This window comes from Peteryoungia desertarenae, assembly GCF_005860795.2.
In the GTDB taxonomy this organism is placed as follows: domain Bacteria; phylum Pseudomonadota; class Alphaproteobacteria; order Rhizobiales; family Rhizobiaceae; genus Allorhizobium; species Allorhizobium desertarenae.
Map to the genome: position 1 here is coordinate 1,107,826 of NZ_CP058350.1, position 23,412 is coordinate 1,131,237.

24 protein-coding genes and 1 tRNA gene are annotated in these 23,412 nt (G+C 58.0%); 13 read left to right on the forward strand and 12 right to left on the reverse strand.

From position 1 onward, the window contains the following. Window positions 1–167 precede the first annotated feature (167 nt). Genes FE840_RS05140 through FE840_RS05150 form a run of 3 tightly spaced genes read left to right on the forward strand, consistent with a single transcriptional unit; the run spans window position 168 to window position 3,528 of the window. On the forward strand, window positions 168–1,526 hold the full coding sequence (locus FE840_RS05140; RefSeq protein ID WP_138285889.1) for an NAD(P)/FAD-dependent oxidoreductase: 1,359 nt from the start codon (window positions 168–170) through the stop codon (window positions 1,524–1,526). Beyond that, window positions 1,523–2,314, forward strand: a complete 792-nt coding sequence (locus FE840_RS05145; protein ID WP_138285888.1) for a DUF1365 domain-containing protein — start codon at window positions 1,523–1,525, stop codon at window positions 2,312–2,314. The genes FE840_RS05140 and FE840_RS05145 overlap by 4 nt, the downstream gene beginning before the upstream one ends. Then, complete coding sequence (locus tag FE840_RS05150) at window positions 2,311–3,528, forward strand: SAM-dependent methyltransferase (RefSeq protein ID WP_138285887.1); 1,218 nt, start codon at window positions 2,311–2,313, stop codon at window positions 3,526–3,528. The genes FE840_RS05145 and FE840_RS05150 overlap by 4 nt, the downstream gene beginning before the upstream one ends. A 21-nt stretch (window positions 3,529–3,549) precedes the next feature. Here FE840_RS05150 and FE840_RS05155 read toward each other — a convergent pair whose 3' ends face one another. Beyond that, window positions 3,550–4,293, reverse strand: a complete 744-nt coding sequence (locus FE840_RS05155; RefSeq protein ID WP_138285886.1) for an SDR family NAD(P)-dependent oxidoreductase — start codon at window positions 4,291–4,293, stop codon at window positions 3,550–3,552. Between the two features lie 97 nt (window positions 4,294–4,390). Further along, window positions 4,391–5,815 carry a phosphomannomutase gene (locus tag FE840_RS05160; protein ID WP_138285885.1) on the reverse strand — a complete coding sequence of 475 codons (1,425 nt, stop codon included), beginning with the start codon at window positions 5,813–5,815 and terminating at the stop codon, window positions 4,391–4,393. A gap of 635 nt (window positions 5,816–6,450) precedes the next feature. Here FE840_RS05160 and FE840_RS05165 point away from each other — a divergent pair. Continuing rightward, window positions 6,451–7,077, forward strand: a complete 627-nt coding sequence (locus tag FE840_RS05165; RefSeq protein ID WP_138285884.1) for a ribonuclease D — start codon at window positions 6,451–6,453, stop codon at window positions 7,075–7,077. Window positions 7,078–7,106: 29 nt separating this feature from the next. Here FE840_RS05165 and FE840_RS05170 read toward each other — a convergent pair whose 3' ends face one another. After that, window positions 7,107–7,436, reverse strand: a complete 330-nt coding sequence (locus tag FE840_RS05170) for a DUF6665 family protein (RefSeq protein WP_138285883.1) — start codon at window positions 7,434–7,436, stop codon at window positions 7,107–7,109. A 174-nt stretch (window positions 7,437–7,610) separates the two neighbouring features. On the opposite strand from FE840_RS05170, the gene FE840_RS05175 reads away from it, so the two are divergent. Continuing rightward, window positions 7,611–7,958: a hypothetical protein gene (locus FE840_RS05175; RefSeq protein ID WP_138285882.1), complete on the forward strand. Its 348-nt coding sequence runs from the start codon at window positions 7,611–7,613 to the stop codon at window positions 7,956–7,958. Window positions 7,959–7,961: 3 nt separating this feature from the next. On the opposite strand, the gene FE840_RS05180 is transcribed toward FE840_RS05175, so the two are convergent. Continuing rightward, complete coding sequence (locus tag FE840_RS05180; RefSeq protein ID WP_138285881.1) at window positions 7,962–9,362, reverse strand: nicotinate phosphoribosyltransferase; 1,401 nt, start codon at window positions 9,360–9,362, stop codon at window positions 7,962–7,964. A 280-nt stretch (window positions 9,363–9,642) separates the two neighbouring features. On the opposite strand from FE840_RS05180, the gene FE840_RS05185 reads away from it, so the two are divergent. Further along, entirely contained in the window at window positions 9,643–11,427 is a 1,785-nt protein-coding gene (locus tag FE840_RS05185; RefSeq protein WP_138285880.1) for a hypothetical protein, read from the forward strand. A gap of 71 nt (window positions 11,428–11,498) precedes the next feature. On the opposite strand, the gene rpsA is transcribed toward FE840_RS05185, so the two are convergent. Both rpsA and cmk read right to left on the reverse strand, forming a co-directional pair. Continuing rightward, window positions 11,499–13,202, reverse strand: coding sequence for a 30S ribosomal protein S1 (gene rpsA / locus FE840_RS05190; RefSeq protein ID WP_138285879.1), 1,704 nt, complete (start codon window positions 13,200–13,202; stop codon window positions 11,499–11,501). A gap of 167 nt (window positions 13,203–13,369) precedes the next feature. After that, window positions 13,370–13,999 (reverse strand): (d)CMP kinase, encoded by a 630-nt coding sequence (cmk, locus tag FE840_RS05195; protein ID WP_138285878.1) that lies wholly within the window; start codon window positions 13,997–13,999, stop codon window positions 13,370–13,372. Window positions 14,000–14,162: 163 nt separating this feature from the next. Here cmk and FE840_RS05200 point away from each other — a divergent pair, with 163 nt between their 5' ends. Together FE840_RS05200 and FE840_RS05205 are read left to right on the forward strand one after the other, a co-directional pair. Beyond that, window positions 14,163–14,549, forward strand: coding sequence for a TIGR02300 family protein (locus FE840_RS05200; RefSeq protein ID WP_138285877.1), 387 nt, complete (start codon window positions 14,163–14,165; stop codon window positions 14,547–14,549). A 151-nt stretch (window positions 14,550–14,700) separates the two neighbouring features. Further along, a tRNA-Ala gene (locus FE840_RS05205) sits at window positions 14,701–14,776 on the forward strand. Between the two features lie 134 nt (window positions 14,777–14,910). Here FE840_RS05205 and FE840_RS05210 read toward each other — a convergent pair. Then, window positions 14,911–15,114: a hypothetical protein gene (locus tag FE840_RS05210; protein WP_138285876.1), complete on the reverse strand. Its 204-nt coding sequence runs from the start codon at window positions 15,112–15,114 to the stop codon at window positions 14,911–14,913. Window positions 15,115–15,253: 139 nt separating this feature from the next. Between FE840_RS05210 and FE840_RS05215 the strand changes: the two genes are divergently transcribed. Continuing rightward, window positions 15,254–16,045, forward strand: coding sequence for a YdcF family protein (locus FE840_RS05215; RefSeq protein ID WP_138285875.1), 792 nt, complete (start codon window positions 15,254–15,256; stop codon window positions 16,043–16,045). 12 nt (window positions 16,046–16,057) lie between these two features. Here the strand turns inward: FE840_RS05215 and FE840_RS05220 are convergent, their stop codons facing one another. Then, entirely contained in the window at window positions 16,058–16,531 is a 474-nt protein-coding gene (locus FE840_RS05220; protein WP_138285874.1) for a hypothetical protein, read from the reverse strand. A 114-nt stretch (window positions 16,532–16,645) separates the two neighbouring features. Between FE840_RS05220 and FE840_RS05225 the strand changes: the two genes are divergently transcribed. After that, window positions 16,646–17,281, forward strand: coding sequence for a trimeric intracellular cation channel family protein (locus FE840_RS05225; protein ID WP_138285873.1), 636 nt, complete (start codon window positions 16,646–16,648; stop codon window positions 17,279–17,281). Window positions 17,282–17,299: 18 nt separating this feature from the next. On the opposite strand, the gene irrA is transcribed toward FE840_RS05225, so the two are convergent. Continuing rightward, a complete protein-coding gene (gene irrA / locus FE840_RS05230; RefSeq protein WP_138285872.1) occupies window positions 17,300–17,719 on the reverse strand; it encodes an iron response transcriptional regulator IrrA in 420 nt (139 codons plus the stop codon). 308 nt (window positions 17,720–18,027) lie between these two features. Between irrA and fabA the strand changes: the two genes are divergently transcribed. Genes fabA through fabI form a run of 3 tightly spaced genes read left to right on the forward strand, consistent with a single transcriptional unit; the run spans window position 18,028 to window position 20,624 of the window. Then, a complete protein-coding gene (gene fabA / locus FE840_RS05235) occupies window positions 18,028–18,543 on the forward strand; it encodes a 3-hydroxyacyl-[acyl-carrier-protein] dehydratase FabA (RefSeq protein WP_138285871.1) in 516 nt (171 codons plus the stop codon). 42 nt (window positions 18,544–18,585) lie between these two features. Then, window positions 18,586–19,809, forward strand: a complete 1,224-nt coding sequence (gene fabB / locus FE840_RS05240; protein WP_138285870.1) for a beta-ketoacyl-ACP synthase I — start codon at window positions 18,586–18,588, stop codon at window positions 19,807–19,809. 5 nt (window positions 19,810–19,814) lie between these two features. Continuing rightward, entirely contained in the window at window positions 19,815–20,624 is an 810-nt protein-coding gene (gene fabI, locus FE840_RS05245; RefSeq protein ID WP_138285869.1) for an enoyl-ACP reductase FabI, read from the forward strand. 81 nt (window positions 20,625–20,705) lie between these two features. Here the strand turns inward: fabI and FE840_RS05250 are convergent, their stop codons facing one another. The 3 genes from FE840_RS05250 to FE840_RS05260 form a co-directional block, all read right to left on the reverse strand. Further along, window positions 20,706–20,969 carry a LuxR C-terminal-related transcriptional regulator gene (locus FE840_RS05250; RefSeq protein WP_138285868.1) on the reverse strand — a complete coding sequence of 88 codons (264 nt, stop codon included), beginning with the start codon at window positions 20,967–20,969 and terminating at the stop codon, window positions 20,706–20,708. A gap of 187 nt (window positions 20,970–21,156) precedes the next feature. Continuing rightward, window positions 21,157–22,185: an AraC family transcriptional regulator gene (locus FE840_RS05255; protein WP_138285867.1), complete on the reverse strand. Its 1,029-nt coding sequence runs from the start codon at window positions 22,183–22,185 to the stop codon at window positions 21,157–21,159. Window positions 22,186–22,271: 86 nt separating this feature from the next. Beyond that, window positions 22,272–23,288, reverse strand: coding sequence for a class I SAM-dependent methyltransferase (locus FE840_RS05260; RefSeq protein ID WP_138286012.1), 1,017 nt, complete (start codon window positions 23,286–23,288; stop codon window positions 22,272–22,274). Window positions 23,289–23,412 lie beyond the last annotated feature (124 nt).

A 23,412-nucleotide genomic window follows, 5' to 3' on the forward strand; every position in this document is an offset into this window, starting at 1 on the left:
GGCACGCATCTGCCGTCATGGGAATCGCTCTTATCATGCTGGCAACTACGCGAGTGTTGAAATGCCGGATCACTCCCCACCAAATAATTTCGCACCATCGATCCATTTGCATGTAGGCTGCGTAAAGGGACCGATAGCAACAATTTCTACAAAGGGTTACGGCGGGGATGGACACTGGATTGATTGGAGCCGCGTTCGGCGGTAAGCGCAGGATCGCGGTCGTCGGATCAGGCATTTCCGGCCTTTCGGCAGCATGGTTGCTGAGCCGTTCACACGATGTCGTGCTCTACGAAACGGAGGGTCGACCCGGCGGACATTCCCACACGGTTGTCGCCCATACGGCGGGTCGGCATATCCCGGTCGATACCGGATTCATCGTCTATAATGACCGCAATTATCCTAATCTTGTCGCCCTGTTCGACCATCTGAAGGTTCCCAACCTGCCTTCGAACATGTCATTTGCCGCATCCCTGGAGCGCGGCCGCTTCGAGTATTCGGGCTCGGGCTTGAAGGGTCTGCTCGGCCAGCGTAGCAATCTGTTCCGCCCGCGTTTCTGGAAGATGGTGTCCGACATCCTGCGCTTCTACAAGGAAGCGCCGGCCCTGCTCGAAAAGCCTGAACTCGAAACAGTGAGCCTCGGCGATTATTTGGCGACTGCCGGTTATGCAGAGAGCTTTGTGGAAGACCATCTGCTGCCGATGGGGGCAGCGATCTGGTCGACAACGGCCCACGAAATGCGGCTTTATCCGCTGCATGCCTTCATTCGCTTCTTTGGCAATCATGGTCTGCTTTCGCTGAAGGACAGGCCGCAATGGCGCACCGTAGAAGGCGGAAGCCGCGAATATGTGAAACGGATCCTGGCTGACTTTGCCGGCGAGGTGCGGCTCTCCACCCCTGTCAGGACAATCCGGCGTTTGCCGACCGGCGTCGAGGTGGTTGACGCAGCCGGCCACTCTGACCGCTTTGACGATGTGGTCCTGGCCACCCACGCAAATCAGAGCCTCGACATGATGGAAGATGCCGATGAGGCCGAACGGGCAATTCTCGGCTCCTTCCAGTACACGCCGAACGAGGTCATCCTGCATTGCGACGAGGAATTGATGCCAAAGCGTCGTGCCGTGTGGTCAAGCTGGAACTATCTCTCCGAGCGCCGCGATGACGGCAGCAGCAATCTCTGCGTGACCTACTGGATGAACAAGCTGCAGTCGCTGGATCCGAATGCTCCACTTTTTGTAACGCTCAATCCCTGCCGTCCGATTGATCCGTCCAAGATCATTCAAACCTTCAATTACGAGCACCCGCTCTTTGACGCCGCAGCGATCACGGCACAGAAAAAGCTCTGGCAGTTGCAGGGTCGCCGCCGGACCTGGTTCTGCGGCGCTTACTTCGGCAGCGGCTTCCATGAGGACGGTTTGCAGTCAGGCCTCGCGGTGGCCGAAGCACTCGGTGGTGTGCGACGCCCCTGGACGGTGGCCAATGAATCCGGTCGGATCGTGCTCGGCGAACAGCTTGAGGCTGCTGAATGAGCTTTGCATCTGCCATTTATGCCGGTCATGTTGTCCATGTCCGGCATCGTCCCAAACAGCACAAGCTGCGCTACAGCGTGTTCTCACTGCTGCTTGACCTGGACGAAATGCCCGTGCTGAGCCAGACTCTGCGGCTCTTTGGCCATAATCGCCGCGCAGTCTATTCCGTCCATGACAAGGATCATGGCGATGGCGTCGAAGGAGGTCTGCGTCGATGGGCGGATGAAAAGCTTCGCGAAGCAGGCCTTGAGCCAACGGGCATGCGCATTCGCATGCTCTGTTATCCCCGTATTCTGGGTTATGTCTTCAATCCGCTGACAGTTTACTTCTGCCACGCTGCGGACGGCAGGCTCGCCGCAATTCTCTATGAGGTCTGCAACACCTTCAAGGAACGCCACACCTATGTGATCCCGGTTTCCGCCGACGATGGGCCGGTGCGGCATCAATGCGCCAAGGAAATGTATGTCTCGCCGTTCATCCCCATGGACTGCACCTATAATTTCAGCATTCAGCCTCCCGAGGAAACGGTTTCCATCAACATTGGCGAAACAGACAGCGAAGGAGCCTTGCTCTTTGCAGGTTTCAGCGGAAAGCGCCGGGACTTGTCGGACGGCAGCTTATTGCGCATGCTGCTGGCTTATCCGCTGATGACCCTCAAGGTCATGGGTGGCATTCACTGGGAGGCCTTGCGCCTGTGGTGGAAAGGCACGCCGATCTATCGTCACACCCCAGCCGCTAACCCGGTGGCCACCTCTATCATTTTGCATAACGGGATAAAGAAGTCATGAGTCATGCCGAGCGTGAAATGCCAACCACAATTCATGGCCGGCCCTTCTGGCAGCGCCTCGTCTGTTCCTGGGCAGATCGCATCACCCATGGTCGCTTGACCCTCCAGTTTGAAAACGGCCAGGACCACGTGGCCATCGGTGATCGTCCGGGTCCGACCGCTGTTCTGGTGATCCACCGCCCGCGATCCGTGGTGCGTATGGTGACGAATGGCACCCTGGGCTTTTCGCAGGCTTATATGGACGGGGATCTGGACACGCCGGACCTCGGCGCCCTGCTGGAACTGGCGGTGGTCAATGAGGGCGGGCTTTCCTCCGTCCTGCGCTCATCCAAGGCATTTGCCATGCTGGCGCGGCTTCGCCATCGCCTGCGTCGCAATTCCAAGCGAGGCAGCCGCCGCAACATTGCCTTCCATTACGACCTCGGCAACGATTTCTATAGGCTCTGGCTCGATCGCACGATGACCTATTCCTCCGCCCTTTACGAGCGGCCCGGCATGTCACTTTCCGAGGCGCAGGATGCGAAATATGCGCGGATTGTGCGGGAACTGAACATCGGCCCGGATGACCATGTCCTTGAGATCGGGTGCGGTTGGGGTGGTTTTGCCGAGCATGTGGTGCGCGCGACCGGCTGCAGGGTCACCTGCCTTACGCTTTCGGTCGAGCAGGCACGTTTTGCGCGCGAACGGTTGGAGAAAGCGGGGCTTGCTGACCGTGTTGAAATTCGCTTGCAGGATTATCGCGACTGCCCCGGCAAGTTTGACAAGATTGTCTCCATCGAAATGTTTGAGGCGGTCGGTGAAGAAAACTGGGCAACCTATTTCAGGACGGTGCGAGACAGACTGGTGGCCGGTGGCAAGGCGATCATCCAGTCGATCACCATCAGCGAGGACCGGTTCGAGCGCTATCGCCGCAGTGCTGACTTCATACAGACCTACATTTTTCCGGGTGGTATGTTGCCCTCGATCGAGGTCTTCGGTCGCGACGCGCGACGCCAGGGCCTGTCGGTTGAGGATGCATTTGCTTTCGGCAAGGACTATGATCGCACGCTGCTAGCCTGGGATAGTGCTTTCACCAGCAATTGGCAGCGGATCGAACCCCAGGGATTTGATCGTCATTTCTATCGCATGTGGCGGCTTTATCTGCATTATTGCGCCGTCGGCTTCCGCCATGGGCGCATTGATGTCGTTCAGTTCAAGCTCGGCAATCCGGCCTGACCGGATTGCCTGACTGGGCGATCAGCGCAGTATCTTCTTCGTCAGCGCAAAGCGAAGGCGGTGCGGGAGCGCGTGCAGGAACTTGATAGAAAGCGCCATTTTCCAAGGGAAGATGATTTCGAAACGATCCGCCTTCAGCCCATCGGCGATGGTGTTGGCGGCCTCTTCCGATGTCACAAGGAAGGGCATGGGGAAATCATTCTTCTTGGTCAGCGGCGTGTCGACAAAGCCCGGATTGACGATCTGCAGATGGACCCCGTTCTGCTGCAGTTCCGGATAGAGCGATTCGCAAAGCGCGTTAAGCGCCGCCTTGGTCGAGCCGTAGCTTGCAGCACCCGGAAGACCGACATAGCCGGAGACAGAGGCAACAACGGCGATCCGTCCGTTCTTCCGGTTCATCATTGCTGGCATCACCGCTTCAAGGCAATGTGCGGTGCCAAAGACGTTGAGCTTGTACATGCCTTCAAGAACGTCACTGCTGAAGCCTTTGGCATAATCGCGGGTGTAGGTTCCAGCGGCAAAGACTGCGAGGTCTACGGGCCCAAGCGCCTGCTCGATGGCCTCAAAGGTTTTAGTGACGGCGGCCTTGTCGGTGACATCCAGCGCGAAGGCATGGATCTTTCCGGCGCGTTCTGCCGCAAGTGCTTCAAGGCTATCGGCACTGCGGGCGCTGACGGCGACGGTCCAGCCATCGTCAGCCAGCCGCAGCGCGAGCGCCCGGCCAATCCCCGAGCTCGATCCGGTAATCCAGGCAATCTTGGTCATACTGTCCTCTCAAGACGAAGTGATACTCTCACTACGTTCACGGCAGCGACCCGGTTCAAGGCATGGAGCCGAGCCGCTGTTGACAGGATCTGCTGGCTCAGGACTTCCAGCTCGCCAGAAGAGCAAGGCCTTGCTTGAGAAGCTCTTCGGCAGCGCTACTGTCAGAAGCTTCGACATAGCAGCGCATCTCCGGCGCGTTGCCAGAGGGGCGGAAATGAATGATGCGGTCGTCGCTGAGTGTCACACGCAAACCGTCGATATCGCTCGTGTCCTTGACGCTGCCGATCGGTGAGAGGAAGTCGGAAAGATTCGCCGAAGACGCACGCAGATGCTCCATGAGCGATGCGCTACGCTCGCTGGCATAATTCTCCAGGCGATCACTGAGAGCGATCGGCAAGGCGATGCTCGACGCAAGCTCAGACAGCGTCTGACCAGCCTTGGCTGCGGTGCCAATGACGGCCAGTGCCGGCAGGAAACTGTCGCGCGTCGGTAGTGCAGCAAGCTCGCCAGCCGGCGTCTTGAAAGCCGATCCGAGCATGACACCGCCATTGGCCTCAAAGCCGATCACAGAGGTCTCACCGTTGGCGAGCGCTTGATCCATCGCGGCGATCACGAAGGGCGAGCCGACACGTGTACGCATGACGGTAAAATCGTCAGCCCGCTCGATCCCGGAATTGGACGTGACCGGCGTTGCCAGCACCTTTGCGTCGAGAAATTGCGCAGACACAAGTCCCAGAAGATCGCCGCGCAGGGGAGCGCCGTGCTCATTGGCAACAAGAGGCCGATCGCCATCGCCATCGGTGGACACGATGGCGTCGAGGCCAAGCTCGTCCGACCATTGGCTGAGCAGCCTTACGGTGTCGGGAGAGACGGCCTCGGTATCGACGGGAATGAACTGCTCCGAACGGCCAAGCGGAAAGACGGTCGCGCCGTAATGCTGGAACACCTCGACCATCATGTCTCGGGCGACGGTGCTGTGCTGGTAGATCCCGATCCGCTTGCCCTTCAGGCTATCTGCCGCAAGCACCTGCTTGTTGCGTTGAAGAAACATGGCGGTCGCTTCTGACTGATGATCTTCGCCGCTGGCTGCGTCCACCTTGTTCGCCGTCTCATCTGCCGAAAGCTCGGCGGCGAGAGCCGTGATCGCCTGCTCGTCTTCCTTGGCAATTTCGCCATCCGGACGGTAGAATTTGATACCGTTTCGATCCGCTGGAATATGCGAGCCGGTGATCATGATGCCCGCCGCGCCAAGTGATGCGCCATAGAGCGCAAGGGCCGGTGTCGGGATCGTGCCGCAATCGATTGGCTTGAGCCCCTCCCGGACGAGGGCGGCCATGACGGTCGACGCGATTTCAGGGCTGGAAGGTCTAAAATCCCGGGCGATCACGATGGGGCTTCCGGTTTCGGCCAGCCCTTTCGCCTTCAGAAAGCGGGCAAAGGCTGTGGCGTGAAGTGCGGATACACTCCCGACCAGTTCCGACGAAAGACCACGCAATCCGCTTGTGCCGAACTTTGGCGCCATACTGAAACACTCCATCTCTTGGACAATCGGGCCAGACCATAGAGTGGCGTTGAAGGTGTCTCAAGCGACGGATTTCAGAAAATGAGAGGCTGAAACGAAAAGAGCCTGGCGCGGGAGGAGGTGCGCCAGGCTCTTAAACTTGATCGGCAATTGGGAGGAGGAGGAGTATTGCCGATCCTATCTGGCGGCGCTGGGAGGAGGAGTGCGCCGCTTCGATGGTTTGAATATACCCACAGCGCTTTGATTTGCCAATCGACACTGTTGCATTGCAGCAATGCGCTGAATGCATGGCTTGTTCCATTTAAGGTCAATCCGCCAGATTTATGCCTGCGAAATGGCTTCGGTCTTGATGCGAACGGCTTTCGAATGAGGGAATTGCGCTCAACCGAAACCGTTTCAATCCCTCGACATACCGAAACTGCCATAAAGCTATGCAGCCAACACATGTTCGTGAAGCCCCGTGATGGATCGACCCGAGCCTGCCGCACGACCATGTCGGCATTTGAAGGCAAAGGAATGCGGTCCTGCAATCTTTCCGGAAATGCCGGTTCAGGCACCTGATTCGTAGAGGGGGTGGTGATATGACCGTTGATCGGCTATAGCGGGCGCCGAAGATAGCACTTGCGGAGACATTCATGGCGGCCACAATCCGATATCACGAGGGAGACATCACGACTGCGGACGCCGCGCGCTACACGGATGCGATTGCTATTGACACCGAAACCCTTGGTCTCGTGCCCCGCCGTGACAGACTATGTGTCGTGCAGCTTTCGCCCGGCGATGGTTCTGCCGATGTCATCCGGATTGCTGCTGGCCAGACCGAGGCGCCCAATCTGGTCGCCATGCTGGCTGACGAGAGCCGCCAAAAGATCTTTCACTATGGTCGCTTCGATATTGCCGTATTGTTTCACACCTTTGGTGTGACCACCGCACCGGTCTTCTGCACAAAGGTCGCCTCCCGCCTCGCCCGTACTTATACAGATCGCCATGGTCTCAAGGACAATCTGAAAGAACTGCTGGACGTGGATATCTCAAAGGCGCAGCAATCGTCAGACTGGGCAGCCGAGACCCTGAGCCAGGCTCAACTCGAATATGCTGCGTCCGACGTTCTGCATCTGCATGCACTGCGCGACCGTTTGACGGAACGGCTCATTCGCGACAACCGCCTGCATCATGCCGAAGCCTGTTTTGCCTTCCTGCCGACACGCGCCAAGCTTGACCTTCTCGGCTGGGAAGAAACCGACATTTTCGCCCATAGCTGACACACCGCTTCGGTGAGGCCGGGAGCCGCTCAACCGGTCTCCCGGCGTTTTCCGGCACCCAGTCTTGCCATAACATCCTTCGGAATGCCGTAAAGCCGAACGGCATCTGCCTGGCGCCGCAGTCCGCACAGTTCTCGCTGGATAAACAGTGCCCAGGCGGCATCGGCAGCATCATCCACCGCCTCCGATACTGCCTCGCCGCTTGACCGCGCGGCCTCCAGCTTTTCAAGCGCCTTTTCAAGCTTGCGCCCCGCACGGGCCAGCATATCTGCCTTTTCTCCCGCCAGTTCGACATCCAGCGGAGACAATCCCTGACCGGGGGTGGCGCTGATCAGGAATGACGGAGGTTTGAAGCTCATTGCATATGCCCGTGGCGATGAAATCCTGCGCACTCTCGGAATCTATAGACCCCAGCATATTGATCCAGCGGTCGGTGAGATTTTCTTAACCATGTTGGCGCAGCATCACGCTCGACGAGGCAGCCAGACCGCCCAAACAGGGCATTGGGCAACAGTAAATGAGACATGGCGACCATGAGGGAAGCATCCATCGGCCTTTTGGATAATCTCGTTCGCAATGTCATGCTCGGTCCGCCAGATGGACAGCTTTCGCAGAACACGCCGGCCAGAAGCGCAACATTCCTGAGCGAATACGAGGACGGCGATACGCAGCCGCCGGCAGAAACCGATATTGACGACGGGGATGTCCCGCTGGATGGCATCGACCTGCCGCAAGCCTCGGGCAATCGGCGGCCAGGGACGTGGCTGGATGCTCTGGTTACAGACCTGAGCGAGCGCAGCAGCGCGCCCGAGAACAGCATTTCAGCCGTAAACTCTGACGATGTCGGACTGTACCGGCTATTGCTCAATCATTCTCCCTGAACCTTACTCGAGCCAGGGCAGGGATGCTGTTGCGCGGACCTCTTCGAGGCTCCAGTCTTTCAGCAATTGACCATTCTGCCAGACCGGCTCCAGCATGTTGTGCTGTCCGCCAAGCTCTTCGAGATGGATGCCGACCAGATCCTTGCCGTCACGAACAACCGCGCGCCGTCCTGCGGCCGGTGGACGGTCGCGGATGTCGGGCGAACGGCGTCCGATTTCACGCCAGTTGCCGCCTTCGTCCTGAAGGGCACTCGCCCGCATTGTGAACGAAAGCGTATTCCGGTTGATTTTCTGCAGCAGCCCCGAGCCCATGCCGAACCGGATGTTTTCTGCTGAAAATCCCATGCCCTCCATACGTCCGAGGATCATCTGGATATCCTGGAGTGATACGCCATCCGACTGGATCACCCGGACATCGGCATCGATGACCTTGAAGCCCTTGCTGTTGAGCCGCGTTCCGTAAGCATAAGCGAGCTGGGCGATGACCTGTAGGGGCGTATCAATCGGATCGCCGCTGTCGGGCCTGACAATCAGTGTTGCGCCCGAGGCCCGGACCTTGGGCTGCAGCTGCTTGCCCCAGATTTCGGTAACGGCATTATGCAGGTCGTAGCTGTCTGAAACCACCGAATAGACACCGAATGGCGCAAAACGGTCGACCATGTTGGCATAGGCTTCGGCCTCGCGTGCGGCACCCCAGGCGGTAATCGTCGTATGTTCGGAGGCCGGGACAGAATGTGCGGCCATCTGGGCGCCATAGTAACGCCGGGCATGAAGCAGTGCCGGAAGAGAATCGGAACTCTTGAAATGGACGAGATGCGCCACGCCACCAATGGCAGCCTGTTCAAGGCTCGACGTACTGCGAGCCCCATAATCGCTCAGGAAGGTCGGCATCAGGCTTCCCGGATCGTCGCAGGTGCGATCGAGAAACGGCTGGATGGCAAGCCGCAATCGCCAAGCCGCAGTTGCAACGGTTGAGGGGTACCAGATCGCCCTCAGGAGAGCCGTCTCGATGTAGGAGGTCAACCAGGGAACTTTGGCGTCTGTATTCACGACCTGAGCGACCGGTACACCGCGACGTACCGCAACACCTTCTGGAAGTGCCTCGATGCGGATCGGCAGATAGCCTCCATGGGCGTTGAGAATGTGGCTCCAGCCCTCGCGGTCAAAGGGTTGTCCATGAAGCCTCGCGACTTCATCGGCTTCGTCGATATCGGCTTTGCTGACCTGCCGCCCGAGATAGCCCTTCAGGAACATCTGAAGGCCGAAGAACATGACTTCCGGCCGCAGGGAATTGCCGCGAGTCGTGGCAAAGGCACTGATGGCCCGAGTTCCGGCCGGATATTGCAGGAAATGACCGAGCTTGTAGCTGTCGGTATTGAGGATCGGATTCATCATTTCGGTCATGGGGGCCTGTCCGCGATCTCCAGTGTGGCGTTTCCGCTCGAGGGAATCGCCTCGTATAGGTGTAGGGGAGGAGCCGAAAAGCAGCAAGCTACCCGTTCCTTGTGCATGTTTAACGAAATATTAACCATGTTAAGCCAGCCTGAGGCTTGTAGCGACAGTTGCATTGCTCCGATATCCTGCGGCTCTACCCGCCGCACAGGTGATCGTTCCCCGCCGCATGAGCGGTGCGTATTTCCAATCTGATGATCGACCTTCATCCTCTGCAGGAGGAGATTTGACCTTGCTTTCGCCCGTGAGCACCGCGTCGAATTCATCGCTGAACCTGCAGGATATGCGCTCGCAGGCAGAGACGAATGCCGGCCAGACGGCGGCGGGCCAGGTGAATGCGGCAGTAGCCCGCTCTGGCCTCGACCAGAACATGACGATTGCAGGGCGTATCAACATGCTGCTGCTCTCGGGACCAGAGCGCATGTCACAGAATCTCGCGATCCTGGTCGAAGTTCTGGGGCGCGCCCTCAAGCTCGATCGCCAGCCGGAGGAAAGCCTTAGCGCCTACGCGGCGCGGCTGCTGGCCGTCATGGAAGGACTTGATCCGCAGCAGCGCAGCAACCTGCAGAAGCTCCTGTATCAAAGCTTTGCGGGTCTCCAGCTGCGAACACTTCTGGAGGCGTTTCGCAATCCCGCCGGCCCTGAAGCGGCCACGCTCAGCGTTTATCTCGAACTGTACCGGCAAAAGGAAAAGGATCTCGCAGCCCGTTCCGTTGTCGGCTCCTATCAGCAAAATGACGGAGACAGACCCGCAAACGATGGGACCCGAACCTCTGCAAGAGGAGCGGAGCTGCAACAGGATCTGACGCGCGGGGGCCGGGCTGTGGCGTCAACGAATGCCAATGCGGCGACGGTCAGCACAAATGCGGCTGGGGTCCTCCCTGGAAGACAAGGTGTTCAGCTGGCAGGTGCCGCTGGTCAACCAGTTGCAGGCGTTACCAGCAAGGTCGCTGCCGAGATCGCCGTGAGCCGGTCGGTATCATCGCAATCCGCAGTTTCGCCCGCTAGTCCTGCAACAGATCAGCCAAATCGTCCTGCCGCTCGGCCGATTCTTTCGACCGCGCCGACAGATGCCGGGATTTCACCTGCGCTGGCCAAAGCGGCGCAAGACACCAAATCACCGGAGATGATTGGCCGGATCCCGGTGTCTGGCAGCGACGACAGGGTGGGCGTGGCCAGGAACGCCGCTGGAAATGGGGCGGGACCGATTGAGGACCTGCACCGCAAGCAGCTGGAGATCCGCTCTGGCAATACTGAATCCATCCGTGAGACAGGGCGCACCCAGCCCGAAGGTTCCTTGCGTTCTGCAGCCAGCCGGGGCGAAGCTTTGCCGGTTCAGTCGAGCTTCCGACAGTGGAGCGAGGCGATGCGTTTGCAGATGCCGAGCGGGAATGCTGGTGGGGCCGAGAAGGGGACGAATACGCTCATTGCGTCACTGATGAACATGGTCGGACCTGGATCTGCCGCCGAAGCCAAACCGGTCGGTCAGCAAGGACCCACGGTTATCACCCGTGACAGCGTGATCGAGGATGCGATCAGGCACGAAATGGCCGAGCTGCTGCCCGAACAGGATGGCGAAACGACCACGATAGCGGCAAAGCCCGGTGGATTCGAAGAAAAGGTCATGGTTGCACTGACGGCTCAGGGTCAGGAGGCTGCCCAGTTGCGGCTCCCGCAACCTTTGCCCGGTCAAGCCATGCCCTTCGTCACCTATCTCTTTGTCGACGACGAGCCCGATAACCAGTCACCTGAAGCGGAAGAAGAAAGATCGCGTGAGGATGATCAGGGTGGCTCTTCCAGAGGCGATGGGGAAAACGTAGCCGACGACGGGTCCGAGGGAGCCGAAGAGGAAAGTCAGACTGCGATGACATTATCTCCAGTTGGCGAGCTCCCAAAGGATACCGACAGAAACTCGGGTCTGCGGGACGATTTCGAAGAAGGATACGGCCGTTTGTCCGCGTCAGCTGCGACGGATGGCGCTGCAGGGCTCTATTTTCGCATGATCGACTGGGCCTGAGGCAGGCAAGGGGCAAAGAAAAACCCGCCGGGATCGCTCCCGGCGGGTTCTTTGTATTCACCTAACAGCGATTAGTCGTTGTTGCGGTTCTTCAGGGCGGCACCCAGGATGTCGCCGAGCGATGCGCCCGAGTCGGACGAACCGAACTGAGCCACAGCTTCCTTCTCTTCTGCGATCTCGAGAGCCTTGATCGACAGCATCACCTTACGGTCCTTCTTGGAGAAGTTGGTGACGCGTGCGTCGACAACCTGACCAACCGAGAAACGCTCAGGACGCTGCTCGTCACGGTCGCGCGACAGGTCGGCGCGACGGATGAAGGAGGTGATGTCGTCATGGTTGACGAGCTTCACTTCGATACCACCATCGTTGATCGCGATGACTTCGCAAGAGACAACGGCATTCTTGCGCAGGTCGCCGGAAGCGGCGGCTTCGCCGACCGAGTCCTTGCCGAGCTGCTTGATGCCGAGCGAGATGCGCTCCTTCTCCACATCGACGTCGAGAACCACGGCCTTGACCATGTCGCCCTTGTTGTACTCTTCGATGACCTGCTCGCCCGGACGGTTCCAGTCGAGATCCGACAGGTGAACCATGCCGTCGACGTCGCCTTCGAGGCCAATGAACAGACCAAATTCAGTCTTGTTCTTGACTTCGCCTTCGACTTCAGTGCCGGCCGGATGGCTGAAGGCAAATGCCTGCCATGGGTTCTCGAGGGTCTGCTTGAGACCGAGCGAGATACGGCGCTTCGACGGATCGACTTCGAGAACGACGACATCGACGTCCTGCGTGGTCGAAAGGATCTTGCCGGGATGAACGTTCTTCTTCGTCCAGGACATTTCCGAGATGTGAATCAGGCCTTCGATGCCCGGCTCCAACTCGACGAATGCACCGTAGTCGGTGATGTTCGTGACGGTACCGGAGATCTTCTTGCCAACCGGGTACTTGGCAGCGATGCCATCCCACGGATCCGACTCGAGCTGCTTCATGCCGAGCGAGATGCGGTGGGTTTCCTGGTTGATACGGATGATCTGAACCTTGACCGACTGGCCAATGGACAGGATTTCCGAAGGATGGTTGACGCGGCGCCATGCCATGTCGGTGACGTGCAGCAGGCCGTCGATGCCGCCGAGGTCAACGAACGCACCGTAATCGGTGATGTTCTTGACGACGCCGTCAACAACCTGGCCTTCTTCGAGGTTCTGAACGATTTCAGAACGCTGCTCGGCGCGGGACTCTTCGAGAACCGTACGACGCGAGACAACGATGTTGCCGCGACGCTTGTCCATCTTGAGGATTTCGAAGGGCTGCGGGTTGTGCATCAGCGGGGTGACGTCGCGGATCGGACGGATGTCCACCTGCGAACGCGGAAGGAAGGCAACGGCGCCGTCGAGGTCAACCGTGAAGCCGCCCTTGACCTGGTTGAAGATGACGCCTTCAACGCGCTCGCCAGCTTCGAACTTGGCTTCGAGCTTGATCCAGCTTTCTTCGCGACGAGCCTTTTCGCGCGACAGAACAGCTTCGCCGAGAGCGTTTTCGATGCGCTCGACGTAAACTTCAACTTCGTCGCCGACCTTCAGCGTGCCGTCCTTGGCGCGTGCACCGAATTCCTTCAGTGCGATACGGCCTTCGACCTTCAGGCCGACGTCAACGATCGCAACGTCCTTCTCGATTGCGGTCACGATGCCCTTGGTTACATAGCCTTCGGCCAGATCGGTCTTGGCAAAGGACTCTTCGAGGAGGGCTGCGAAGTCCTCCCGCGATGGGGTAGAAACAGACATGAATTCTCCTAATCGCATCCGCTATAGGATGCGCGATGCGCCGGGGGGTTCGAGTTGCACTTACCAATATCCTTGCCCGCCCTTCATCTTGAGGGCTGTCCGGCGCGGGGACAGGGAATATTGGCAGATCCAAACGGCAACCGGGTAATGACCGGCTCCTTAATCGCTCAAATCTTTTTCAACACGGCATCGATGATGGATTTAGCCGATTGAAACGCCGCCTCTATACTCATTTCAGACGTGTCTAGCAAGTGCGCGTCTGCCGCTGGTTTCAAAGGGCTGTCGGCTCGCCCCATATCGCGCTCGTCGCGCCGCTTCACATCGTCGAAGATCTGGTCGAAATCCGCGGCCTGCCCCTTGGCCCGGATCTCGTCGAAGCGGCGCCTCGCGCGCACTTCAGCATTGGCGGTGACGAAGAGCTTGACCGGCGCCTCGGGACAGACCACGGTCCCGATATCGCGCCCGTCCAGCACGGTGCCCGGTTTCTTCTGGGCGAAACGTCGTTGTGCCTCCACAAGTGCGCGCCGGACAGCAGGCATTGTGGCAATCTGCGATGCAGCCTCGCCAATTTCATGAGCGGAAAGCACATCTCGGTTGAGACCGGCCAGCTCCACGCGCCGTGCCATGTCTTCGGCGACAGCCTCGCTATCAAGCGGCAGTCCCGCGTCGAGCAGCGCCTTTGCCGTTGCACGATAGGTCAGTCCGGTATCCAGGTGATGGAATCCGTAGGTCTCGGCAATCTTCCTCGAAAGCGTGCCTTTTCCGGCTGCAGCTGGGCCGTCGATGGCAATGATCATTCTGTTTTCTCGTCTGTGTCCGGCACTCGGCTCCCCCTATAACAGTTTGTCTTTGACAGAAAAGAGAGCAGCGAGTAAGGGGACCGACTGAAAGTTGGGCCGGCCTTGCGCCGGAACCTTGGCATATGCCCTTTATCTTCACAGACTTCATGAGGCTTTGACAGTGGCGAAGGCAGAACTTGGAACAAAACGCACTTGCCCCGACACCGGCAAGAAATTCTACGATCTGAACAAGGATCCGATCGTCTCGCCCTACACGGGCAAATCCTGGCCACTCTCTTATTTTGAAGAGACCTCTGTTGCCGCCATTATGGAGAAGGCAGAAGAAGAGGATGTTGCAGAAGTCGATACCGAAAACCCGGAAATCGAACTGGTGTCGCTGGAAGACGCTGACGACAACGGCAGCGGTGACGATATCCCGGATATCGGCGATGATGACGTCGAGCTCGACGGCGATGACGATGACACCTTCCTGGAAGCCGATGAAGACGACGATGATGACGACATGTCCGGCATCATCGGCGTGACCGGCGACGACGACGAAGTCTGATTTTACAATGAATTGTGGCCCGGGGCTGAAAAGTTTCCCGGGCTTTCATTTTTGGCTTGCCATCTCCGGAAAGCAGAAGTAATAAGCCGCCACCCCACGCAAGCACTGCGGTTCGGGGTTCCCGGAACCGGCAATGCCGGACCCAATTGATGGGGCTATAGCTCAGCTGGGAGAGCGCTTGCATGGCATGCAAGAGGTCAGCGGTTCGATCCCGCTTAGCTCCACCAAATCTTCATCTCAGCAAAAAAGTTCGGGGTTTTTAAGTCGAGCGACCGCTTGATGCGGCTCGCCGTTCAATGACAAAGACGCCGTCGATTGCGCCGTGTTCGGATGTTATCAACCTCGCTCTAAACAAGTTCCATTAGGCATTGGCCGCAAACAACTGGCCGCGGTCGCCCTTTTCCTGGCGGTCGATCTGGAACCAGTCGGTAATCCGGTTGATAGCGATGTCGAGTTCGCCGTTGCGCAGTCTGATGCGCAGATGGTTGTCTGCCAATTCGACCGGCTCACCGACATAGATCCGGCTGTTGCCTGCATCGTCGATGGTATCGATGGCAAAACGCATGATTCCCCCCAAGTTCTTGCAGTATGAATTGTCACAATCGGCAGTGGATTTAAAAACGTGGCCTTGAGCGAAGCTTTCGTGATCGTCGGCGAGTGAGCCGACCGTTGTCGCCGATGAAGAGAGCGGATAAAGCGGACAAATGTTTGTTCTCTCGAAAATCTTCTGGATGGTCGCCCAGCCGCTGTCGCTGGTGTTCTTCCTTGGGCTTCTGGCGCTGCTGCTGCTCGCCTGCCAGTGGCGTCGCATGGGAATTTCGGCGCTTTCGCTTTCGCTCTTCATTCTCTTTGCAACGCTTTATACCTCGGCAGGAACAGTGCTGCTCCAGGGGCTTGAATCGCGCTTTCCGCGACCTGGTTCCGACCCTGCGTCGGTCGCCTGCCTGATTGTTCTGGGCGGTGCGTTCGAGACTGAGGTAACGACAGCGAGGGGCGGCGTGGATCTCAATCAGGCCGCTGACCGCTTTGTCGAGGCACTGCGGCTGGCCTATGTATATCCGCAGGCGAAAATTCTCGTCTCGGGCGGCGATGGTTCGCTGAGTGGTCGCTTTGAGGGCGATGCGGTGATCTCGCAGCGCTTCTTCTCGGCTTTCGGTATACCGGACGAGCGTCTGATTGGCGAGGCAACCTCACGCAACACCCATGAAAACGCTCTGAACAGCCGAGAGCTGCTGCAAAGGGAAGGGCTACAGAACTGTCTTCTCGTGACCTCCGCATTTCATATGCCTCGGTCTGTTGGCCTCTTTCGCAAGGCAGAAATCAACACCATACCCTGGCCAACGGATTATCGTACGGCCGGCAATGTTACCCTGCGACTTGATTTCACGCAGCCAACCTTAAACGCCCAGCAGACCGCAACGGCAGTGCGCGAATGGATTGGGCTCTTTGCCTATTGGCTGACGGGCCGGATTGAAGAACTTTACCCAGCACCGTGAGCGACACACCGGCTATTTTCGGGAAATGGTCATGAAACGCGTACCGCGCACCCGGACCGTCATTTCGCAGGGCCGGCTGTCGGTGCGTTCGCAGTATCGCGGATGCATCTTCAAGACGAAGACCATGTTGCCGAAGCGCTGGATGAAGTCATAACCATACATCTGCGCAGTGGCGATCATGAAATAGCCGCCCTCCTTGACCTGCAGATAGAAGTTATAGGGACAACCGTCACCCGTACATCCAGGTCCTCGCACGCCGTCGCAGATGATCTCGCCGTGATTTGTGACAACATCCACCAGCTTGTCGTTGTTGACGTCGATGCGCGAAATGAAATCGGGCCCGTACTGAACCGATTGGCATTGATTTGAAAAATAGGATTTTTCGTAGATCTCGGGATCGTCGAGTAGCTCCTGCTGAGCAGACGCGGACGCCACAGCGCCCAGCATCAATCCCAGGGAAACGAAAAGCCCCAAGCCCGATTTCAAGAAAACCTCCCGATGACGCAATCAATGTTTCTGCTCGGGAACACTAGCACAACTGACTTGCGTCACTCTTAACGGCATGATTGATGATCTCACATTTTAGGGAGCCACGCGGAAATGTTACTGCTGACCTATCTCGATTATGCCGGTGTTGCCCTCTTCGCCGCCACGGGTGCATTGGCAGCCTCACGCAAGCAGCTCGACATGATCGGCTTTCTGTTCTTTGCAATTGTCACGGGGATCGGGGGTGGCACGCTGCGCGATATCGTGCTGGGCCAGGTGCCTGTCTTCTGGGTCCTTAATCCGGCTTATATTGTCGTGTGCTGTGTGATCGGCGTCATTGTCTTCTTTTCGGCCCATCTGGTCGAATCGCGTTACCGATTGCTGATCTGGCTTGATGCAGTCGGCCTGTCGGCCTACTGCGTGATGGGGGCCGCCAAGGGTCTGGCAGCCACGGGATCGCCAACGATTGCCGTTGTCACAGGTACGCTCACGGCCACGTTCGGCGGTGTCATGCGTGACTTGCTGGCCACTGAACCTTCCGTGTTGCTTCGACCGGAAGTCTACATTACCGCTGCCCTCGTCGGGGCTGCCATGTTCACGGCGGCCAGTGCGCTCGGTGCGCCCCTTTATGCTGCGTCGGTTATAGGTGCCGGTGTAGCCTTCGCCATTCGCGGCGGGGCGCTCCATTTCGGCTGGACTTTTCCGACATACCGCCACAAGCCGGGGCGACATCCCGACGACGTGATGTGAAAATCGCAGAAGAGAAGCTCAGCTGCGCTTCGGGCGCAGGCGGATAACCACATCGACATGTGCAATTTCCATGCCTTCTGGCGGCACAGGCAAATTGTCGATGACGATATTGTTCACCGGAATATCGAGCACTTCATTTTCGCCTTCGACGAAAAAGTGATGGTGGTCGGATACGTTTGTGTCGAAGTAGGTCTTTGCACTCTCGACAGCCAGAACACGAATAAGGCCGGCTTCGGTAAACTGGTGAAGGGTGTTGTAGACGGTTGCGAGGGACACCGGCACATTGGCCGCCTGAGCCTCTTCGTGCAGTTCCTCAACCGTCAGATGACGGTCACCCTTGGCGAACAGAAGCTCAGCAAGGGCAACGCGCTGACGCGTCGGACGAAGGCCCGACCGCCTGAGCTTCATCTCCGTGCTGAATTGGCTTTCAGCCGCCATATTGAGGACACTCCAATTCACAACAAGGTGCAATACACACCTTTTCCATCGGATATAGCTGTAAAACGCCGTCGGTTCAATAGTTTCAATGGGGACAAGGCTGCAACCACCAGAGCCAGCAGGCGTTTTTTGCTTGATTTGGTCTGGTCGAGGCAGTGCCATTCCTGTATGCGACAGGAGGTGGAGATAGATTGTGACAGGGCTGAACGCGGCCTTGTCAACCGGGCCGCAGGGGCGGGGCTTCAATTTGTCCCGTTCTTGCCTTATGGGTCCCGGCATGTGCAGCCCCGGGGGGAAGAAGTAGAAAAATGGATAAAAGACAGTCGAGCTACAATTACGAAGAAATTCTCTCCTGCGGTCGTGGCGAATTGTTCGGCCAGGGCAACGCCCAGCTTCCCCTGCCACCCATGCTGATGGTTCACCGGATAACCGATATCTCCGAAACGGGCGGCGCCTTCGACAAGGGCTATGTTCGCGCCGAATACGATGTGCGACCCGACGACTGGTATTTCCCCTGCCACTTTCAGGGAAACCCGATCATGCCCGGCTGCCTCGGCCTTGATGGTATGTGGCAGTTGACAGGCTTTTTCCTCGGCTGGCTCGGGGAACCGGGACGCGGCATGGCGCTTTCCACTGGTGAGGTCAAGTTCAAGGGTATGGTTCGCCCGGAGACAAAGCTCCTGGAATATGGGATCGACTTCAAGCGCGTGATGCGCGGTCGTCTCGTTCTCGGTACTGCCGACGGCTGGCTCAAGGCAGATGGCGAAGTCATTTACCAAGCAACCGACCTGCGCGTCGGTCTGTCAAAGGACAAGACGGCCTGAAAGGCCTCTGTTGATCTAAGGTAATCAGAAAAGGTCTGAGATATGAGACGGGTAGTTGTTACGGGTCTTGGGATTGTCTCCTCGATTGGTTCCGACGCAGCCGAGGTGACGGCATCGCTTCGGGATGCAAAGTCAGGGATCAGTGCATCACCTGATTTCGCTGAGCATGGTTTCAAGTGCCAGGTCTGGGGCAAGCCGAGTCTTGATCCGACTGACCTTGTTGATCGCCGCGCCATGCGCTTTCTCTCTCAGGGTGGCGCCTGGAATCACGTTGCCATGAAGCAGGCAATTGCGGATGCGGGTCTTGAAGAGGCCGACTATCAGCAGAATGAGCGCGTCGGCATCATCATGGGTTCGGGTGGTCCGTCAACGAAGCAGATCGTGGAAGCTGCTGACATCGTCCGTCAGAACAACAGCCCGAAGCGCATCGGCCCCTTTGCCGTTCCGAAGGCGATGTCCTCGACGGCCTCTGCAACGCTGGCCACCTGGTTCAAGCTGCACGGCGTCAACTACTCGATCTCTTCAGCCTGCTCGACCTCGGCGCATTGCATCGGCAATGCCTATGAGATGATCCAGTGGGGCAAGCAGGACATGGTCTTTGCCGGCGGTCACGAGGATCTCGACTGGTCCATGTCGAGCCTCTTCGATGCCATGGGTGCCATGTCCTCGAAGTACAACGACACGCCCTCGACCGCGTCGCGCGCCTATGACGTCTCGCGTGACGGCTTCGTCATCGCCGGTGGGGCAGGCGTTCTGGTTCTTGAAGAGCTTGAGCGTGCCAAGGCTCGTGGTGCGAAGATCTATGCTGAAATCGTCGGTTATGGCGCAACCTCCGACGGCTACGACATGGTCGCTCCTTCGGGCGAAGGCGCCATCCGCTGCATGCGTCAGGCGCTCTCCACGGTCAAGGGCGACGTCGATTACATCAATACCCATGGCACCTCGACGCCGGTCGGCGATAGCAAGGAAATCGGCGCGATCCGTGAAGTCTTCGGCGACAAGATCCCGCATATCCAGTCGACCAAGTCGCTGACCGGTCACTCACTCGGTGCTGCGGGCGTGCAGGAATCGATCTATGGCCTGTTGATGATGCAGGCCGGTTTTATCGGCGAAAGCGCCCACATAACCGAGCTTGATCCAGAATTCGATGGCGTGCCGATTGTCCGCAAGCGCATCGACAATGCCAAAATCGATACTGTCCTTTCCAATTCCTTCGGTTTTGGTGGAACCAACGCAACGCTGGTCTTCCAGCGCCACAACGGATGACATCCATGCTCGGATCCATGCAGGGTAAGCGCGGCCTCATTATGGGGGTCGCCAACAACCACTCGATTGCCTGGGGCATTGCCCAGGTGCTGGCGGAAGCAGGTGCGGAACTCGCCTTTACCTATCAGGGAGAGGCACTCGGCAAACGGGTGAAGCCGCTCGCAGCCGAGCTCGGTTCGGATTTTGTCATTCCTTGCGATGTTGAGGATCTGGTGTCTGTCGACGCTCTTTTCGATGCTCTGCGTGAGCGTTGGGGCAAGATTGACTTCATTGTCCATGCGATCGGTTTTTCCGACAAGAACGAATTGAAGGGCCTTTACGCCGACACCTCGCGAGAGAATTTCTCACGAACCATGGTCATTTCCTGTTTCTCCCTGACAGAGATCACCAAGCGCGCAGCCGAACTGATGACCGATGGCGGCAGTGTACTGACATTGACTTACGGCGGTTCGACACGCGTCATCCCGAATTACAATGTCATGGGCGTTGCCAAGGCCGCATTGGAAGCTTCTGTGCGTTATCTCGCCTGTGATTATGGTCCCCGCGGCATTCGGGTGAACGCCATTTCGGCCGGACCCGTGCGCACTCTGGCCGGAGCCGGAATTTCGGACGCGCGTGCGATTTTCAGCTGGAACCAGAAGAACGCACCTCTGCGTCGAACTCCGACGATCGAAGATATTGGTGGCTCCGCCCTGTACCTGCTATCAGGCCTTTCCAACGGCGTGACTGGAGAAATCCACTATGTCGACGGTGGGTTCAATGTGATATCGGTTCCGACGCTCGATGTTCTGCGGGGCGCTGACAACCAGGGTTGACCGACAGAAGAAAAACCTGGCGCGAGAATTTCTTCGCACCAGGTCCACGGTCGTGAGAATGCGCCACTTGCCTTTGGCAGGTTAATCCGACTTATCCTCAAGCATGGGCTTAATGTGGCCCAGCAAAATGGCGAGACTGACGGCGTGCATCAGATTGTGCGCGCCAAGATTTTCAAGGGACGACGCCAGCGTCTCTTTCAGGTCTTCTGCGGATACGCCAAGTTCAACGCAGATTTGCTTGTTCCGTTTGCCTTCGGCGACAAGCGTGAGCGCCTCTTTCTGAAGTCGCGACAGACCTCGGATAGGGGCTGAGGGGCTGGAGACCAGCTTTGGTTTGAGTGTCATTATTGTTTACCGGCAGAGTTGGTACGGGGTCCGCAGCGTGCTCATCGGCGGACGGGGTTGCTTTACAATAAATCGTATTTTAGGCAATTCTCATTTGACGCCAGTCTCTACACCCCTGGAACGTCGAGGCGGATGAAAGGCGTTCAAAGCGCCTTGCCATAAGGAACTGCCGACGGCGCAACATTCTTCAGGCGCTCTTGCGATCCCGAAGCCCGCTGGGTGTCAGACCGTACCAGCGGCTGACCGATCTCGTAAACGCGCTCGGTGCGGAATAGCCAAGCCGGTAGCAGATTTCGGAGATTGGAAGATCACTGCCAGTGAGCAGATTGAAACTGACTTCCTTGCGAATACTGTCTCTGAGATCCGCAAGGTTGGTGCCCTGGTCTGCCAGGCGCCGCTGGAAGGTCCGCTCCGAAAGCCCGAAAAAAGGCGCCAGTTGTTCAAGCGAAACATCGGGTTCAGAGATATGCAAAAGCAGATAATGTCGGATCTGAGCCAGGAAATCCGCGTCGGCGGTGGCCGTTTCAGGCTTCAATGCCCGGCATTGCATGTCCATCAGATGATGCAGTCTGCCGTCAGCCCGGGGATTCTGGCGGTCAAGGAAGCTGTTGGGAAATTGGATCTGGTTCATGCGGTGGCCAAAGGTGAGCCGCCGCGTGAGAAGTTCTCGAAAGGGCTGCAAATTCCGAGGCTTGGGACGCTCGAGATGCAGCTCCAGCTGTTCGGCGACATTTCCGAACAGATCCCGGGCTCGTTGAAGAAGGACGGCCAGAGACAAGTCGACATACTGATCGCGCTTCACGATGATCGGCGCAAAAGTCCATGTCATCGTCGCACCGGTATCATCGAAGGTCAAATGGCTGTAACTGGTATTGGTCACATATTCCATGTGGGCGTCGATGAAGCGGACGAAGTCCAGGCCGGATGGGGCACTCATGAGACCGTAGCCAAAGGGTCCTGTCGATCCCGCCTGGAAGCGGCGACCGCAGGTCACACCGAAGGCCTCGTCATCCGAGAGTAGCGCGCATGCCTCCAGCAGGCGGCAGAGACGGTCAAGGCTGATCCGTGCTGTCAGATCCTGGAAACTGGCGGGATCAATGTCCAACGCCTTGCAGATCGGCTCAAGATCGATGCCATAGCTGCCCGCATGTGCGACGACCGTCGAGGCAATCCCTGCGACGGTGGTCAGTTCATCTGCAAGGACTTTCCTGGGCATGAGCTGTGGCGCCGAAAGGTAAGTTTCTGGCGCCAGATGCTAATCGAGAAAATACGATATGTCGAGTATTCAACGGTTCTCGTGTCTTACTTCTTCCCCCAAAGCACCTTGTAACGGGCATTGCGACAGGTCTCGCCGTTCTGCCGGAAATGAGCTTGAAGAGTCGGCTCATACGACAGACCACGATTTGCCACCAGAATGAGTTCACCGCCCGAGCGCAATGCATCCGCTGCGGTCCTTATCATGGTCTCTCCGATGGAAGGCTCTGCCGCGCGCCCTTCATGAAAGGGCGGATTCATCACCACGAGATCGTATTTTTCCTTGGGTGGCTCCTCTCTCAGGTCCTGCCAGAAGAAGCGGGCATGGAGATCTGGGGAAAGACGGGCGAGGTTGCTGCGCGCGCATTCCAGTGCATCGTGATTGGCTTCGAACAGATCGATGCGATGGAGCCCCGGTGCCCGTTCAGCCAGCATGACTGAGAGATAGCCCCAGCCAGCACCAAAATCGGCGGCATTCCCATCGAAGTCGCTCGGCAGCCGTCCGGCCAGAAGTTCCGAACCTGGATCGACATGCATGTGGGAGAACATGCCGGCTTTTGTTTCAAAGCGACCGTCGACCAGCATTGTCTGGGAAGCAAGTGCGGATCGGGCAGCAGACCCATCGTCAGGGGCACTGAACCAAACGACGACCCCGTGATACTTGGGCAGCGAGGCAGGCTGAAGGCCCAAACGATCCAGTTGCTTGCGTAGGGGCAGGATCCCCTCGTCCTTGGCGCCGGCGATCACGATCTGGCCGCCCCTGCGCACTCGGGCAAGCGCTTCCGCGACGCGGTTCTCATTCTGCCCTTTGTGCTTGTCGCAAAGGATCAGGGCGCCGTCATAGCCGTCGTCGCCGACCGACGGCTGCGGTTGCAGTCGGGCAGCTTCTAGACGCCTGTACTCTGGTCTGAAGCCCTGGACGAGCGTCAGTTCCCCCTTGAAGCCGTCCGGAAGCACAAATCCTGCCTCCGCTCCGAGAAAGAGAAAACGACTTCCCTCCGGTGGTAGCGGAATTGCACCTGTGGCGAAGGGATGAAAAATTGTCTTGAGCGTTTCGCGGCTCATCATCGAGGCCTCTTCGAAACAGTGCAGGCTCCATCATAAGGGAACTGCATCTGCGGCTGCATGGGACAAGTATGAACAAAAAAGGCGCGGAAACACTGCCGCGCCTTTAAACCCGGGGAAGGGC